Genomic DNA, 15,881 nt, shown 5'->3' on the forward strand with positions numbered 1-15,881 from the left:
CCGACCGGTCGGTTGATAAAAACGAAACGACGGATTTCGGGAGAGGCACCTTGGCGGACGCTTTCATCTGCGATGCGGTTCGCACGCCCGTCGGCCGCTATGGCGGGGCGCTTTCAAGCGTCCGTGCCGACGATCTCGCGGCGATCCCCCTTGCGGCGCTGATGCAGCGCAACCCCTCTGTTGACTGGGCTCAGGTCGACGATGTCATCTTCGGCTGCGCCAACCAGGCCGGCGAAGACAATCGCAATGTCGCGCGCATGGCGGTGCTGTTGTCCGGATTGCCGGTCGACGTGCCCGGCACCACCGTCAACCGGCTCTGCGGCTCGGGGCTCGATGCGCTCGGGCTCTCCGCCCGCTCGATCCGCGCCGGTGACTGCGACCTGATGCTCGCCGGCGGCGTCGAGAGCATGTCGCGCGCGCCTTTCGTCATGCCGAAGGCTGACAGCGCTTTCTCCCGCGCGAATGCGGTCTACGACACCACGATCGGCTGGCGCTTCGTCAACCCGAAGCTGAAGAAGGCCTTCGGCATCGATTCCATGCCCGAGACGGCCGACAATGTCGCCGCCGATTTCGGCGTCTCGCGTGCCGACCAGGATGCCTTCGCGTTGCGCAGCCAGCAGCGCTGGGCCGCGGCCCAGGCCGCCGGCCGCTTCGCTGATGAGATGGCGCCGGTCTCCGTGCTGCAGAAGAGGGGCGATCCCGTCATCGTCGACCGCGACGAGCATCCGCGTTCCGACGTGACGCTCGATCAGCTGGCCAAGCTGAAAGGCGTCAACGGCCCCGATCTCAGCGTGACCGCCGGCAATGCCTCTGGCGTCAATGACGGCTCGGCGGGGTTGATCGTGGCGAGCGAGAAGGCGGCGAAGGCGAACGGCCTGACGCCGCGAGCCCGCGTCGTCGCCATGGCGGCGGCCGGCGTCGCACCGCGCATCATGGGCATCGGCCCGGTGCCGGCTGTGCGCAAGGTGCTGCAGCGCGCCGGGCTGGAGCTCGGCCAGATGGACGTGATCGAGCTGAACGAGGCGTTCGCGGCGCAGGGGCTCGCAGTGCTGCGTGAGCTCGGCCTGCCGGACGACGCCCCGCAGGTGAACCCGAATGGCGGCGCGATCGCGCTCGGCCATCCGCTCGGCGCGAGCGGCGCCCGGCTGGCGACGACGGCGATGTGGCAACTCCAGCGCAGCGGCGGGCGTTACGCCCTGTGCACGATGTGCGTCGGGGTGGGGCAGGGAATTGCAGTGATCCTCGAGCGCGTCTGACGCGCGAACCGGAACAGGAGGCAGGCCGATGTATGCCCAGATGGTGAAGACGGACACCAAGCGCGTCCGCAGTCTCGACGAGATGGAGCCGCAGGAGCGCGCCTTCCAGGAGCGCATCGATGCCGGCCAGAAGATCGAGCCGAAGGAGTGGATGCCGGAGGATTATCGCAAGACCCTGATCCGCCAGATCAGCCAGCACGCCCATTCCGAGATCGTCGGCCAGCTCCCGGAGGGCAACTGGATTAGCCGCGCCCCGACCCTGGAGCGCAAGGCGATCCTGCTCGCCAAGGTCCAGGACGAGGCCGGCCACGGCCTCTATCTCTATTGCGCGGCGGAGACGCTCGGCATCAGCCGCGACCAGATGTACGAGCAGCTCCATTCCGGCAAGGCCAAGTACTCCTCGATCTTCAACTACCCGACGCTGAGCTGGGCCGACATCGGCGCGATCGGCTGGCTGGTCGACGGCGCGGCGATCATGAACCAGGTGCCGCTGCAGCGCTGCTCCTATGGGCCTTACGCCCGGGCGATGGTGCGCATCTGCAAGGAAGAGAGCTTCCACCAGCGCCAGGGCTTCGACATCATGACCGTGCTCAGCAAGGGCACGCCGGAGCAGAAGGCGATGGCGCAGGATGCGCTCGATCGCTGGTGGTGGCCCTCGCTGATGATGTTCGGCCCCTCGGACGATGCCTCCGTCCACTCGGCCCAGTCGATGGCCTGGAAGATCAAGCAGAACTCGAACGACGAGCTGCGCCAGAAATTCGTCGACCAGACCGTGCCGCAGGCCAACTATCTCGGCCTCACCGTCCCCGACCCCGCGCTGAAGTGGAACAAGGAGAAGGGTGGCCATGATTTCGGCGAGCCGGACTGGACCGAGTTCTTCGCGGTGATCGCCGGCGAGGGCCCGTGCAATCGCGAGCGGCTGGAAGCGCGGCGCAAGGCCTGGAACGACGGCGCCTGGTTCCGCGACGGGCTCACCGCCCATGCCAGCAAGCAGGCGGCGCGGCGCCAGGCCTCGCGCATCGCCGCCGAGTAACGCACCGACCGAAGGGAGCGAACGATGTCGAGCGAATGGCCCCTCTGGGAGGTCTTCATCCGCGGCCAGCATGGCCTCAACCACCGGCATGTCGGCAGCCTGCACGCACCCGACGCCGAGATGGCGATCCTCAATGCCCGCGACGTCTATACGCGCCGCAACGAGGGCGTGAGCATCTGGGTGGTGCGCTCGGCCGACATCGTCGCCAGCGCGCCGTCCGACAAGGGCCCGCTTTTCGACCCGGCCAACGCCAAGGTCTACCGGCATCCAACCTTCTTCGACGTGCCGGACGAAGTGGGACATATGTGATGGGCGCCCCGGCCTCTTCCTCTGCGGTTTCTTCGGCGGTTGCCGAGTTTGCGCTGCGCATGGGCGACAACTGCCTGATCCTCGGCCATCGCAATTCGGAATGGTGCGGCCATTCCCCGGCGCTGGAAGAGGACATTGCGCTCGCCAACACCGCGCTCGACCTGATCGGCCAGACGCAGCTCTGGCTCGGGCTCGCCTGCGAGGCCGAGGGCAAGGGCCGCACGCCCGACAATCTCGCCTTCCTGCGCGACGTCTCCGGCTACCGCAATCTCCTCCTGGTCGAGCAGCCGAACGGCGATTTCGGGCGCACGCTGATGCGGCAATACCTGTTCGACGCCTGGCATCTGCCGCTGCTCAAGGCGCTGATGGGCTCCACTGACAAGCGGATCGCCGAGATCGCCGAAAAGGCCTCGAAGGAGGTCGCCTATCATCTGGAGCGCAGCGCCGATCTGGTGGTCCGCCTCGGCGACGGCACGGCGGAAAGCCATGCCCGCATGCAGGCGGCTGTGGACTTTCTCTGGCCCTATACCGGCGAGATGTTCCTCGCCGATGCGCTCGACGAGGAAGTGGCGGCGGATGGTCTCGCGCCGGAGCCCGGATCGCTGAAGGCTGCCTGGCAGGAGCATGTCGGCCGGACCCTGGCCGAGGCGACGCTGAAGGCCCCGGAGAAGAGCTTCGCTCAGAAGGGCGGCCGCCGCGGAGTCCATTCCGAGCATCTCGGCTTCATCCTGGCGGAGATGCAGTTCCTGCAGCGCGCCTATCCCGGCGCCCGCTGGTGAGGAGGCGATGATGGATGCCGCCACCCTGTCGCGCCCTGCGATCGACGAGATCTGGTCCTGGCTCGGCGAGATTCCCGATCCCGAGATCCCGGTGATCTCGCTGGTCGATCTCGGCATCATCCGCGACGTCGCCTGGGCTGGCGACCTGCTGGAGGTGACGGTGACGCCGACCTATTCCGGCTGCCCGGCGACCGGCGTCATCAATTTCGAGATCGAGCGCGGCCTGCGCGAGCACGGCATCGAGAATATCTCGCTCAAGCGGCAATTGTCGCCGGCCTGGACGACAGCCTGGATCAGCGCCGAGGGCCGCGCCAAATTGCGCGACTACGGCATCGCCCCGCCGGTCGAAGGCACCGCCGCCTGCGCCGGTGCTTTGCGACCGCTCGAAGTCAGCTGCCCGCGCTGCGGCTCGTTGCGGACGGAGCGCATCAGCCAGTTCGGCTCGACGCCGTGCAAGGCACATTTCCGCTGCACCGACTGCCTCGAACCCTTCGACTACTTCAAGAGCATCTGATGGCACGCTTCTTTCCGCTGGAGGTCGCCGATATCCGCCGCGAGACGCGCGATGCGGTGGTCGTCACGCTCGCGCCGCGGCCCGAGGACCGCGCCGCCTTCGACTTCACGCAGGGCCAGTACCTGACCTTCCGCCGTGATTTCGAGGGCGAGGAACTGCGCCGCTCCTATTCGATCTGCGCCGGCAAGGACGAGGGCATCCTCAAGGTCGGCATCAAGCGCGTCGATGGCGGCGCCTTCTCGACCTGGGCGAACGAAGAGCTGAAGCCCGGCGACGTGGTCGAGGCGATGCCGCCGATGGGCGCCTTCCATGTGCCGCTGAAGCCGGAGGAGAAGCGGCATTATCTCGGCTTTGCCGGCGGCAGCGGCATCACCCCGGTGCTCTCGCTGATCAAGACGACCTTGGCGCGCGAGCCGGGATCGCGCTTCACGCTGGTCTACGGCAACCGCTCGGTCAGCTCGATCATGTTTCGCGAGGAGCTGGAGGACATCAAGAACACCCATCTCGGCCGCTTCAACGTCGTCCATGTGCTGGAGAGCGAGGCGCAGGAGGTCGAGCTCTTCTCCGGCCGCATCGACGCCGAGAAATGCGCCCGGCTGTTCAAGGGCTGGATCAACATCGCCGCCATCGACATGGCCTTCATCTGCGGGCCCGAGCCGATGATGCTGGCGATTGCGGCGGCGCTGCGCGAGCACGGCCTGCGCGACGACCAGATCAAGTTCGAGCTCTTCGCCTCGGCGCCGCGCCGCGGCAAGCATGTCGTCAGGAGCGCCGCCGACACCGGCAAGGCCGCGACCTGCACCGCGACGATCACCCTCGACGGCACGACGCGGGTGATCGAGATGGCCAAGACCGGCCAGACCATTCTGGAGGCTGCGCTCGGCGCCAGCCTAGACGCCCCCTATGCCTGTAAGGCCGGCGTCTGCTCGACCTGCCGCGCCATGGTGGTGGAAGGGGAGGTCGAGATGGCGACCAACCATGCCCTCGAGGACTACGAGGTCCGCCAGGGCTATGTGCTGAGCTGCCAGTGCTATCCGCTCTCCGACCGGGTGGTGGTGACCTATGACCAGTGACACCGACACCATGCCGCTCGAAGCCTATCTCGCGCAGGGCGGCAAGCTGACCACGCCTGAGAATGCCCCACCGCGCTATCGCGGCGAATTGCTCAGGCTGATGGCGACCTTCGTCGACAGCGAGCTGGCAGGCGCCGCTGGCTTCGCCGACATCATCAACCAGGGGCCGGGCATCAAGGAGCGCATCGCCGCCTCCCGGATCGTGCTGGAGAAGCTCGACCATGCCGAGCGCGTGCTCGCCGTGATGGGCGAGTTCGGCGCCGACATCTCGCGCTATGCCAACCACCATCCCTGGGCCGAGCGCGTGGCGCGCGACAGCGATCTCGGCGCCGCCCGTCACGGTTCCGACATGCGGCTCGCCGTGCTGCACTATCCGCTGCAGGGCTGGCTCGACGCGGTCGTGATGAACGTGCTGATGGGCCAGGCCGTGGTGATCCAGATCGAGGAATTCACCGGGCTTTCCTACCAGCCGCTCGGCGAGATCTTCCGCGCCATCCTGCCGCGCGAGCGTCGGCACAAGGAGCTTGGCGAGGAAGGCTTGCGGAAGCTTTTGGACGACGCCGGCAATCGGCCGCCGGTCGCCGCCGCGCTCGCCTATTGGCGCCCGCGCGTCGCGGCGAGCTTCGGCCGCGGCAGCTCGGCGCATTTTGCGACGCAGAAGAAATTCGGCCTGCGCCACACCGGCAATGCCGAGCTCGCCGCCGCCTGGGAGCGGCAGGTGGACGAGCTGATGCGCGGCATCGGCATCGCCTGAGCCGCATATCCAACTGACGACGGCGACAAGCCGCACATCGCGATCGACAAGGGATCTCCAGGGATGAACGCGCCAGTGAAGACCGTCCGCCAGCTCGAATCCTACATTGCCGGAGACTGGGTCCGCGGCGCCGGCAAGGCCGTGCCGCTGCTGGACGCGGCGACAGGGGCGGAAGTCGCGCTGATCGACGCCAGCGGCCTCGACATGAAGCGTGCGCTGAATCATGGCCGCGAGGCGGGCGGGCCGGCGCTGCGCAAGCTCAGCTTCCACGAGCGCGCTTTGATGCTGAAGGCGCTCGGCCAAGCGCTGATGGAGGCGAAGGAGGAGTTCTACGCCCTCTCGACCGCGACCGGCGCGACGCGCACTGATAGCTGGATCGACATCGAGGGCGGCGTCGGCACCTTGCTGTCCTATGCCTCGAAGGGCCGGCGCGAACTGCCGAATACGCGCACCCTCGTCGACGGCGACGTCGAGGCGCTCTCGCGCGACAACAGCTTCTCCGGCCAGCACATCCTGACGCCGCTGGAAGGCGTCGCGATCCATATCAACGCCTTCAACTTCCCGTGCTGGGGCATGCTGGAGAAGCTGGCGCCGACGCTGCTCGCCGGCATGCCGTCGATCGTCAAGCCGGCGAGCCAGACCGCCTATCTGACCGAACTGATGGTGCGCAGGATCATCGCGACCGGCATCCTGCCGAAGGGTGCGCTGCAATTGATCAGCGGCTCGGTCGGCGACCTGCTCGATCATGTCGACTGCCAGGACGTCGTGACCTTCACCGGCTCGGCCGCCACCGGCCGCAAGCTCAAGACTCATCCGGCGATCGTCGAGAACTCCGTGCGCTTCACCATGGAGGCGGATTCGCTCAACGCCGCCATCCTCGGCCCCGACGCCGTCGCGGGAACCGAGGAGTTCGATCTCTTCGTCAAGGAAGTCACCCGCGAGATGACGGTGAAGGCCGGGCAGAAGTGCACGGCGATCCGCCGCGTGATCGCGCCGCGCGCCACGGTCGAGCCGCTGATCAAGGCGCTCGGCGAGCGTCTCGCCAAGACTGCGCTGGGCAATCCCGGCGAGGAGGCAACCCGCATGGGCCCGCTCGCCAGCCTTGCCCAGCGCGACGAGGTGCGCGCCCGCATCGCCGAACTGCAAGGGGATGCCGAGATCGTCGCCGGCGATCCAGCTCAAGCCAATCTGATGTCGGGTGATGCGCAGGCCGGCGCCTTCTTGAGCCCCGTGCTGCTTTATTGCGACAAGCCCGGTTCCGCCAAGGCCGTGCATGATGTCGAGGCCTTCGGCCCGGTCAGCACGATCATCCCCTATGAGACTGCCGAGGAGGCTCCGGAACTGGCGCGGCGCGGCAAGGGCAGCCTCGTCGCCTCGGTCTTCACCAACGACGCCGCCTTTGCGCGCGAGGCCGTAGAGGCGCTCGGGCCCTGGCATGGCCGCGTCATGCTAGGCAACCGCGTCAGCGCCAAGTCCTCGACCGGCCATGGCTCGCCGCTTCCGGTGCTGGTCCATGGCGGCCCGGGCCGCGCCGGCGGCGGCGAGGAGCTCGGTGGCATGCGCTCGGTCAAGCACTACATGCAGCGCACCGCCGTCCAGGGCGCGCCCTGGTTATTGTCGGAGGTCACCGGACGCTGGATGCAGGGTGCCAAGACGCGGCAGGACGGCATCCATCCCTTCCGCAAGTCGCTGGCCGAGCTGGAGATCGGCGATCAGCTCGTCACGGCCTCGCGCACGGTGACGCTGGAGGACATCGAGCACTTCGCCCATTTCACCGGCGACACCTTCTACGCCCATATGGACGAGGAGGCGGCCAAGGCGAACCCGTTCTTCGACGGGCGCGTCGCGCATGGCTATCTGATCGTGTCGTTCGCGGCGGGCCTGTTCGTCGATCCGGCGCCGGGCCCGGTGCTCGCCAATTACGGCGTCGACGCGTTGCGCTTCCTGACGCCGGTCAATCCGGGCGACAGCTTGCAGGTGACGCTGACCTGCAAGCAGATCAATCCGCGCGAGACCGAGGATTATGGCGAGGTGCGCTGGGACTGCACGGTGACAAACCAGGACGCCCAGCTCGTCGCGCAATACGACGTGCTGACCATGGTGGCGAAGACCTGGCCGGCTTGAGCGCCGCTACTTCATTGCGCTGGCGCCGTCGAGGAACAGCGCGGTGACCATGTCGGCATAGCCTTCCCGGCTGAGCGCTCCGCTTGGCCGGAACCAAGTGTAGACCCAGTTGAGGATGCCGAAGAGCGACATGGTGACCGGCGTCACCCCGGCGCGGTTGTCCGCCAGCGCCGGATTGATGTCGACGAGCACGTCCGAGAACGCCTTGACGATACGGCGCTCCATTTCCCGCAGCTCCAGCCGCTGGGCTTCGGTGAGCGAGCCGGTGCCGTTGAGCAGGACCTGGTGGAAGTTCGACGCCGTGCGGTAGTTCTCCAGCACGCCGCCGATCAGATGGCGCAAGCGCGCCCGCGGCTCGAGATCGGGCCGGTCGGCCTCGATGATCGCCGCCTCCAGCTCGACAAGATGGGTGCGGCCGATATCGAAGATCAGCAGGTCCTTGCTCGGATAGTAATGGTAGAGCAGCGCCTTGGAGACATTGTTCTCCTGGGCGATCTGCGCCATCGAGGCGCGCTCCATGCCGAGCTTGGCGAAGACGGCCGCGGCGCTGTCGAGGATGCTGCGCCGCTTCTCGTCGAAATCCGCAGCCCTGGTCCGGGCCATCGCCTGTTATCCTTTCGGCCTGTTGTCGACGACGCGCCTGGCTTTGCCGGCCGAACGCTCGACCGAATCGGGGTCGCCGACCTTTATCTTGGTGCTCACCCCCACCACGCTTTTGATGTGGTGCGCAAGTTCCTTGGCCGAGGCGGTGCGCGCATCCACAGTGGCTGCGTGCGGCATCGCCTCGACATGCACGACCATGTCGTCCATGCGGCCGGCGCGCACGAGTTCGATCTGGAAATGCGGGGCGAGGCCGCCGCATTTCAGCAGCTGTTCCTCGATCTGCGTCGGGAAAATGTTGACGCCGCGTAGGATCATCATGTCGTCGGAGCGGCCGGTGATCTTCTCGATCCGGCGCATCGCCCGCGCCGTGCCGGGCAGCAGCCGCGTCAGGTCGCGGGTGCGATAGCGGATGATCGGCAGCGCCTCCTTGGTCAGCGAGGTGAAGACCAGTTCGCCGAGCTCGCCGTCGGGCAGGACAGCGCCGGTCTCCGGATCGATGATCTCCGGGTAGAAATGGTCCTCCCAGACATGGAGCCCGTCCTTGGTCTCGACGCATTCGCTGGCGACGCCCGGGCCGATCACTTCCGACAGGCCGTAGATGTCGACGGCGTGCATGTCGAAATCCTGCTGGATCTCCTCGCGCATCGCATTGGTCCAGGGTTCGGCGCCGAAGATGCCCACAGTCAGCGAGGACTCGCGCGGATCGAGGCCCTGGCGCCGGAACTCGTCGAGGATCGACAGCATGTAGGACGGCGTCACCATGATGATGCGCGGCTTGAAGTCCTGGATCAGGCAGACTTGGCGCTCGGTCATGCCGCCGGAGATCGGGATCACCGTGCAACCGAGCTTCTCGGCGCCGTAATGGGCACCGAGCCCGCCGGTGAACAGGCCGTAACCATAGGCGACATGGCAAATGTCGCCAGCCCGGCCGCCGGCCGCCCGGATCGAGCGGGCGACGCAGGTCGCCCACATCTCGATGTCGTTCTGGGTATAGCCGACGACGGTCGGTTTGCCGGTGGTGCCGGAGGAGGCGTGGATGCGGGCGATTTTTTCCTGCGGCACCGCGAACATCCCGAACGGATAGGTGTCGCGCAGGTCCTTCTTCACCGTGAACGGGAATTTCGAGAGGTCGGAGAGCGTCCTGAGATCGTCGGGATGGACGCCGGCCTTGTCGAACTGCGCGCGATAGTGCGGCGAGTTGCGATAGGCGTGGTCGAGCGTCGTCTTCAGCCGCTTGAGCTGTAGCGCCGAGATCTCGTCGCGGGAGGCCGTTTCGATGGGGTCGAGATCGCCCGCGCGGGGCGAAAGGTCTTCCATGGGTGTCCTCCGCTTTGTCTTGTTTCGGCCGGAACGTTCAGCCCGGCGCGGGTATCGGCGTACCTTTGACGGTGCGGGAGTGGCCGCGGAATTCCGCGACATGCTCGCCGTTCTGGTTCGTCACCTTGATGTCGTAGATGCCGCCGCGGCCGATGCGCGAGACCTCGCGCGCGCTCGCAGTGAGGCGATCGCCCTCGAAGGCCGGGCGCAGGAACGTCACCGAGCAATGCTGCGCGACGGTGTTCTGGTTGTAGCTGTTGCAGGCGAAGGCGAAGGCCGAATCCGCCAAGGTGAAGATGTAGCCGCCATGGCAGGTCTTGTGGCCGTTGGTCATCGCCGCCGTCACGGTCAGCGACAGTGTCGCCTCGCCAGGGCCGACCGCATCGAGGCTCATGCCGAGGCTGCGCGACGCGAGGTCCTTGTCCCACATCGCCGCGGCCGAGGCGCGGGCGACGGCGACCGGATCGGAAAAGTCGAGGCTCATCGTCCGCTGAACTTCGGCTGGCGCTTGTCGAGGAAGGCGAGGACGCCTTCGGCATAGTCGGCGCTGCGGCCGGCGCGGCGCTGCAGGTCGCGCTCGAGATCGAGCTGCTGGTCGAGCGTGTTGCCGGCCGAGGCCTGGATCGCCTGCTTGATCAGGCCAAGCCCGAAGGTCGGGCCGGCGGCGAGCTTCTTGCCGAGCGCTTCGGCCTCGCTCATCAGCTCGGCATCGTCGACGGCGCGCCAGATCAGGCCCCAGGCGGCGGCGGTCTCCGCCGTCAACGGTTCCGCCAGCAGGGCCAGCGCCTTGGCGCGGGCTTCGCCGAGCATTTGCGCGACGCTCCAGGTGCCGCCGGAATCGGGCACGAGGCCGATCTTCGAGAAGGCCTGGATGAACTTCGCCGAGCGGGCCGCCAGCACGATGTCGCAGGCTATGGCGATATTGGCGCCGGCACCGGCCGCGACGCCGTTGACGGCGCAGACGACAGGCTTGTCGAGGCTGCGGATCAGCCGGATGAGGGGATTGTAGAAAGTCTCGATCGTGCGGCCGAGATCCGGCGCCGTCTCCTTGCGCGGGTCGCGATCGCCCAGGTCCTGGCCGGCGCAGAAGCCGCGGCCGGCACCCGTCAGCAGGACGGCGCGAATGTCGCTCTCGCCATGCGCGCGCTGGAAGCCGGCGCGCAGCGCCAGATGCATCTCGTCGTTGAAGGAATTCAGCTTGTCGGGACGATTGAGCGTCAGCCGCAGCAGGCCGTCGGCGAGCTCTATCTTGACCGTGTCGGACACGAGCCTTCCTCCCATTCAAGTCGCGGCCTTGGGCCGTCGCTTCAAAAAACTCCTTGCATAGTCCGAACGGTCGGTCAATTATTAATCCAACAAGGCGATGGCGACCCGCGCGATCCGGGAGAGCCTCACGCTCAAGGGAACGACGGCGACCGTGCTCTGATCTTCAGCTGCGCGGCGACGAACCAAAAAGTGCCTCGGCACAAAAATGGGAACGTGGAGGAAACAATGAAGTTCGGAGTTATCGGCGGCGCGCTCGCGCTGACGCTCGGCCTGGCCGGCCCGGCCTTTGCCGACATCAAGATCGGCGCCTCGGTCTCCGAGACCGGCCCGGCCTCCTCGCTCGGCGATCCCGAGGCCAAGACCCTCAAATTGCTGGTCGACGAGATCAACGCCGCCGGCGGTGTGCTCGGCCAGAAGATCAAGCTCTTCCTCTATGACGATGGCGGCGATCCGAACAAGGCGCGCACCTTCGCCACTCGCCTGGTCGAGGACGACGAGGTCGTCGCCATCGTCGGCGGCTCGACCACCGGCACCACCATGTCGATCATCTCGGTCGTCGAGAACGCCAAGATCCCGTTCATCTCGCTGGCGGGCGCGATCGAGATCATCGATCCGGTCAAGCCCTTCGTCTTCAAGACGCCGCATACCGACAAGATGGCCTGCCGCAAGATCTTCGAGGACATGAAGGCCAAGGGCTTCAGCAAGATCGCCCTGATCTCAGGCTCCGACGGCTTCGGCGCCTCGATGCGCAAGCAGTGCCTGCAGGTCATCGGCGAGTTCGGCATCACCGTGCTGGCCGAGGAGACCTACGGCCCGAACGACGCCGACATGACCCCGCAGCTGACCAATATCCGCTCCAAGGGCGAGGTGCAGGCGATCCTCAATCCCGGTTTCGGCCAGGGCCCTGCGATCGTCACCCGCAATTACGGCCAGCTCGGCATCAAGACGCCGCTCTACCAGTCACATGGCGTCGCTTCGAAGAGCTTCATCGACCTCGCCGGTCCGGCCTCCGAAGGCGTGCGTCTGCCCGGAACCGCCGTCCTCGTCGCCAACCTCCTGCCGGCGAACGACCCGCAGAAGGCGGTCGTCTCCGCTTACACGACCGCCTATCAGGGGAAGTTCAACCAGCCCGCCTCGACCTTCGGCGGCTATGCGCATGACGGCCTGCGGCTGCTGGTCGATGCGATCAAGCGCGCCGGCAAGGCCGAGCCGAAGGCGATCCGTGATGCGCTCGAGGGCACGAAGGGCTTCGTCGGCGTGACCGGCACCTTCAACATGGCGGCGGGCGATCACCTCGGCCTCGACCTCACGGCGTTCCGCATGCTCGAGATCAAGGGCGGCAACTGGGCGCTGGTGCAGTAAGGCGCCGGAATGGGGCGCGTCTGCGGTCGCTGAGCGACGCCCTTTCCGTCATGGTCGGGCTTGTCCCGACCATCCACGTCTTCCCTCGGGCAAGGCGGTGTTCAAGACGTGGATGCTCGCCACAAGGGCGAGCATGACGGGCTGGAACGGTGATCGAGCCACGGGGAGCATAGAGTGGCGGAACTTCTCCAATACCTGTTGTCGGGCGTGACGGTCGGGGCGGTCTATGCGCTCGTCGCGCTCGGCTTCACCCTGATCTACAACGCCTCCGACGTGGTGAACTTTGCCCAGGGCGAGTTCGTCATGCTCGGCGGGATGATCACCTTCTTCGCCTGGCAGGCTGGCATCCCGCTGCCGCTGGCGGCGCTGCTCGCCATTCTCGCCGCCGCAGTGGTCGGCGTGCTGCTCAACAAGCTGGCGATCGAGCCGGCGCGCGGCGCCCCCGTCGCCAGCCTGATCATCATCACGATCGGCGCCTCGATCTTCCTGCGCGGCAGCGCCCAGCTCGTCTTCGACAAGCAGCTCCATCGCTTCCCGAGCTTCTCCGGCGACGATCCGCTCAGGATCTTCGGCGCAACGATGCTGCCGCAGGGCCTCTGGGTCATCGTCGGGGCAGTCGCGATCTTCCTTGCGCTCTGGCTGTTCTTCGCCCGCACGCTGACCGGCAAGGCTGTGCTCGCCACTGCCAACAACCGCATCGCGGCGAGCCTGGTCGGCATCAACCCCAACCACATGATGACGCTGAGCTTCGCCGTCTCGGCCGCGATCGGCGCGCTCGCCGGCGTGCTCGTCACGCCGATCACCCTGACCAGCTACGATCTCGGCGTCGCGATGGCGCTGAAGGGCTTCGCCGCCGCCATGCTCGGCGGCATGGGCGTTCCAGGCGGTGCGTTGGTAGGAGGGTTGCTGCTCGGGCTGATCGAAGCGCTCACGGCCGGCTATGTCTCGTCCGTCTACAAGGACGCTGTCGCCTTCGTGCTGATCCTCGCGATCCTGTTCGTGCGGCCGCAGGGCCTGCTCGGTCGCAAGGCGATGGACCGGGTCTGACAATGCGCCTGTCCCGCAAGCATCTCACGCTGATTGTACTCGCGGTGCTGGTCGCACTGGCGCCGGCCTTCTTCCCCTCGAATTTCTACTACCGCATCGGCGCGCTGATCTTCGTCAACGGGCTCGCCGTCACCGGCCTTGTCGTCCTGATCGGCTTCGCCGGCCAGATCAGCCTGGGCCATGCCGGCTTCGCCGGGATCGGCGCCTATGCCTGCGCGCTGGCGCCCGGCTATATTGGCCTGCATCCTGGCCTCGCCATGCTGCTCGGCGCGGTGCTGTCGGGTGGTGTCGCCTGGCTGATCGGCCGGCCGATCCTGCGGCTCAAGGGCTATTACCTCGCCGTTGCCACGCTCGGCTTCGGCATTCTCGTCTCGATGGTGCTCGCCAATGAGGCCAGGATCACCGGCGGGCCGGACGGGCGCGAGGTCGCCGAGCTTGGCCTGCGCAGCGCGCTCGCCGGCATCGGCATCGGCTTGAGCAACGCCCAGTTCTGGTACGCCTTCACCGGCCTTTCCATGCTCGCCGGCGCCTGGATCGCGCTCAACCTACATGACAGCCCTTCGGGGAGAGCGCTGCGCGCTCTGCACGATTCCGAGGTTGCGGCTCGTACCGTCGGCGTCGACGTCGCCAAGCTGAAGCTCTCGGCCTTCGTGATCTCGGCCGTCTACGCCTCGCTCTCCGGCTCGCTGCTGGCGCTGATGAACCGCTTCATCACCCCCGATGTCGCCGGCTTCCTGCACTCGATCGAGCTGGTGACGATGACGGTGTTCGGCGGCGTCGGCTCGGTGCCGGGCGCTATCCTCGGCGCGGCGACGCTGACCTTGCTGCCGCAGGCGCTCACCGTGCTGCAGCAATACGAGAACCTCATCCTCGGCCTGATCATGATGCTGGTGATGATCTTCATGCGCGAGGGGCTCCTGCCCTCGCTGATGCGTCGCCTGAAGGGGAGGGGCTGATGGCGCTCCTTTCGGTCGAAGGTCTCGGCATCGATTTTGGCGGCCTGCGCGCCGTCGACGATGTCGGCTTCTCGGTCTCGCCGGGCGAGATCGTCTCGGTGATCGGCCCGAATGGTGCCGGCAAGACCACGCTGTTCAACATGATCTCCGGCGTCTACCAGCCCCAGCGCGGCCGGATCGCGCTGGATGGCCAGGACGTCACCGGCCTGGCGCCGAACCGGCTGGCCGAGCGCGGCCTGTCGCGCACCTTCCAGAACCTGCAGATCTTCCAGCGCATGAGCGTGCTGGAGAACGCCATGACCGGCTGCCATCTCAGGGAGCGCGGACCGATTCTCGGCGATCTCCTCGGCCTGCCGTCCTCGCGCCGGCGCAGTGCTGCGGCCAAAGCCCGCGCGAGCGAGCTTCTTGAGCGCGTTGGCTTGGGACGCGCTGCCGAACGGGAGGCGTCCTCGCTCTCCTATGGCGCGCTGAAGCGTCTCGAGATCGCCCGGGCGCTGGCGCTGGAGCCGCGCATCCTCCTGCTCGACGAGCCGGCGGCCGGCTGCAACGCGGTCGAGACCGAGGAGATCGACCATCTGATCGCCGAGGTCGCCAAGTCCGGCGTCGCCATCCTTCTGGTCGAGCACGACATGAAGATGGTGATGCGCATCTCCAAGCACATCGTCGTGCTCGATCGCGGCGAGAAGATCGCCGAGGGCGCGCCGGCTGTCGTCTCGCGCGATCCCAAGGTGATCGAGGCCTATCTCGGTACGCAAGCGACGGAGGCGGGCCATGCTCTCGGTTGAGGGGCTGCGCTCGCGCTATGGCCGGATCGAGGTCCTGCACGGGGTCGACCTCGAGGTCGGTTCGGGCGAGATCGTCACCGTCGTCGGCGCCAATGGCGCCGGCAAGACCACGCTGCTGCGCTGCATCTCCGGCGTCCAGCCGGCGAGCGGCGGCGCGATCATCTTCCGCGGCGAGGCGCTGAAGGCGATCCCGGCCCATCGTCGCGTGGCCTTAGGCCTCTCGCAATCGCCGGAAGGCCGATTGATCTTCACCAATCTGACGGTGGAGGAGAACCTTCGGCTCGGCGCCTATCTCTTCGCCGACGAGCGCGTTGAGCGCGACATGGCTGATGCCTTCGCGATGTTCCCGATCCTGAAGGAGAAGCGCAACCTGCCGGCCGGCGGACTCTCCGGCGGCCAGCAGCAGATGCTGGCGATCGGCCGTGCCCTGATGGCCCGGCCCGCCTGCTTGCTGCTCGACGAGCCCAGCATGGGGTTGGCGCCGATCCTCGTCGCGCAGATTTTCGAGGTCGTGAAAAACCTGAAATCGCTTGGGGTCACCGTTCTGCTGGTCGAGCAGAACGCCTACGCAGCGCTAAGGATCGCCGACCGCGGCTATGTCATGGAGACCGGCCGCATCGGCTTCAGCGGCACGGCCGAGGAGCTGATCGCCGACCCGCGCATCCGCGAGGCCTATCTCGGCATCTGAGACGCCGCGCGAATG

General features: G+C 67.0%; 17 protein-coding genes. 13 read left to right on the top strand and 4 right to left on the bottom strand.

Annotated features, from left to right (window positions below; translation table 11 throughout):
* Nucleotides 1-50 precede the first annotated feature (50 nt).
* The 8 genes from pcaF (at nt 51) to paaZ (ending at nt 7,842) form a co-directional block, all read left to right on the top strand.
* Nucleotides 51-1,256: a 3-oxoadipyl-CoA thiolase gene (gene pcaF / locus AC3WLC_RS09660; protein ID WP_493683710.1), complete on the top strand. Its 1,206-nt coding sequence runs from the start codon at nt 51-53 to the stop codon at nt 1,254-1,256.
* A gap of 28 nt (nt 1,257-1,284) precedes the next feature.
* Nucleotides 1,285-2,289, top strand: a complete 1,005-nt coding sequence (paaA, locus tag AC3WLC_RS09665) for a 1,2-phenylacetyl-CoA epoxidase subunit PaaA (protein WP_493683711.1) — start codon at nt 1,285-1,287, stop codon at nt 2,287-2,289.
* A 24-nt stretch (nt 2,290-2,313) separates the two neighbouring features.
* On the top strand, nt 2,314-2,598 hold the full coding sequence (paaB, locus tag AC3WLC_RS09670) for a 1,2-phenylacetyl-CoA epoxidase subunit PaaB (protein WP_038360406.1): 285 nt from the start codon (nt 2,314-2,316) through the stop codon (nt 2,596-2,598).
* A complete protein-coding gene (paaC, locus tag AC3WLC_RS09675) occupies nt 2,598-3,377 on the top strand; it encodes a 1,2-phenylacetyl-CoA epoxidase subunit PaaC (RefSeq protein ID WP_493683712.1) in 780 nt (259 codons plus the stop codon). The genes paaB and paaC overlap by 1 nt, the downstream gene beginning before the upstream one ends.
* Nucleotides 3,378-3,387: 10 nt before the next feature.
* Entirely contained in the window at nt 3,388-3,891 is a 504-nt protein-coding gene (gene paaD, locus AC3WLC_RS09680; protein WP_493683713.1) for a 1,2-phenylacetyl-CoA epoxidase subunit PaaD, read from the top strand.
* Nucleotides 3,891-4,964 carry a 1,2-phenylacetyl-CoA epoxidase subunit PaaE gene (gene paaE / locus AC3WLC_RS09685; protein ID WP_493683714.1) on the top strand — a complete coding sequence of 358 codons (1,074 nt, stop codon included), beginning with the start codon at nt 3,891-3,893 and terminating at the stop codon, nt 4,962-4,964. The genes paaD and paaE overlap by 1 nt, the downstream gene beginning before the upstream one ends.
* A complete protein-coding gene (locus tag AC3WLC_RS09690; protein WP_493683715.1) occupies nt 4,954-5,718 on the top strand; it encodes a Phenylacetic acid catabolic protein in 765 nt (254 codons plus the stop codon). Before paaE ends, AC3WLC_RS09690 begins: the two co-directional genes overlap by 11 nt.
* A gap of 63 nt (nt 5,719-5,781) precedes the next feature.
* The gene (gene paaZ / locus AC3WLC_RS09695) at nt 5,782-7,842 is read left to right on the top strand and encodes a phenylacetic acid degradation bifunctional protein PaaZ (protein WP_493683716.1); all 2,061 of its coding nucleotides are present in this window, start codon (nt 5,782-5,784) and stop codon (nt 7,840-7,842) included.
* 6 nt (nt 7,843-7,848) lie between these two features.
* On the opposite strand, the gene AC3WLC_RS09700 is transcribed toward paaZ, so the two are convergent.
* From AC3WLC_RS09700 to paaG, 4 genes are read right to left on the bottom strand one after another with little or no spacing between them, the layout of a single operon-like run.
* Complete coding sequence (locus AC3WLC_RS09700) at nt 7,849-8,445, bottom strand: TetR/AcrR family transcriptional regulator (protein ID WP_152013271.1); 597 nt, start codon at nt 8,443-8,445, stop codon at nt 7,849-7,851.
* Between the two features lie 6 nt (nt 8,446-8,451).
* Entirely contained in the window at nt 8,452-9,762 is a 1,311-nt protein-coding gene (gene paaK / locus AC3WLC_RS09705) for a phenylacetate--CoA ligase PaaK (protein WP_493683717.1), read from the bottom strand.
* A 37-nt stretch (nt 9,763-9,799) separates the two neighbouring features.
* A complete protein-coding gene (paaI, locus tag AC3WLC_RS09710; RefSeq protein ID WP_493683718.1) occupies nt 9,800-10,246 on the bottom strand; it encodes a hydroxyphenylacetyl-CoA thioesterase PaaI in 447 nt (148 codons plus the stop codon).
* Nucleotides 10,243-11,028 (bottom strand): 2-(1,2-epoxy-1,2-dihydrophenyl)acetyl-CoA isomerase PaaG, encoded by a 786-nt coding sequence (paaG, locus tag AC3WLC_RS09715; RefSeq protein WP_493683719.1) that lies wholly within the window; start codon nt 11,026-11,028, stop codon nt 10,243-10,245. Before paaG ends, paaI begins: the two co-directional genes overlap by 4 nt.
* A 225-nt stretch (nt 11,029-11,253) precedes the next feature.
* Between paaG and AC3WLC_RS09720 the strand changes: the two genes are divergently transcribed.
* The 5 genes from AC3WLC_RS09720 (at nt 11,254) to AC3WLC_RS09740 (ending at nt 15,866) form a co-directional block, all read left to right on the top strand.
* Nucleotides 11,254-12,390, top strand: coding sequence for an ABC transporter substrate-binding protein (locus tag AC3WLC_RS09720; protein ID WP_493683720.1), 1,137 nt, complete (start codon nt 11,254-11,256; stop codon nt 12,388-12,390).
* 174 nt (nt 12,391-12,564) lie between these two features.
* Nucleotides 12,565-13,437 (top strand): branched-chain amino acid ABC transporter permease, encoded by an 873-nt coding sequence (locus AC3WLC_RS09725; protein WP_493683721.1) that lies wholly within the window; start codon nt 12,565-12,567, stop codon nt 13,435-13,437.
* 2 nt (nt 13,438-13,439) lie between these two features.
* A complete protein-coding gene (locus AC3WLC_RS09730) occupies nt 13,440-14,393 on the top strand; it encodes a branched-chain amino acid ABC transporter permease (RefSeq protein ID WP_493683722.1) in 954 nt (317 codons plus the stop codon).
* Nucleotides 14,393-15,178: an ABC transporter ATP-binding protein gene (locus AC3WLC_RS09735; protein WP_493683723.1), complete on the top strand. Its 786-nt coding sequence runs from the start codon at nt 14,393-14,395 to the stop codon at nt 15,176-15,178. Before AC3WLC_RS09730 ends, AC3WLC_RS09735 begins: the two co-directional genes overlap by 1 nt.
* Complete coding sequence (locus AC3WLC_RS09740) at nt 15,165-15,866, top strand: ABC transporter ATP-binding protein (RefSeq protein ID WP_493683724.1); 702 nt, start codon at nt 15,165-15,167, stop codon at nt 15,864-15,866. The genes AC3WLC_RS09735 and AC3WLC_RS09740 overlap by 14 nt, the downstream gene beginning before the upstream one ends.
* The last annotated feature ends 15 nt before the right edge of the window (nt 15,867-15,881 follow it).

This window comes from Allobosea sp. GW821-FHT03A12, assembly GCF_058986765.1.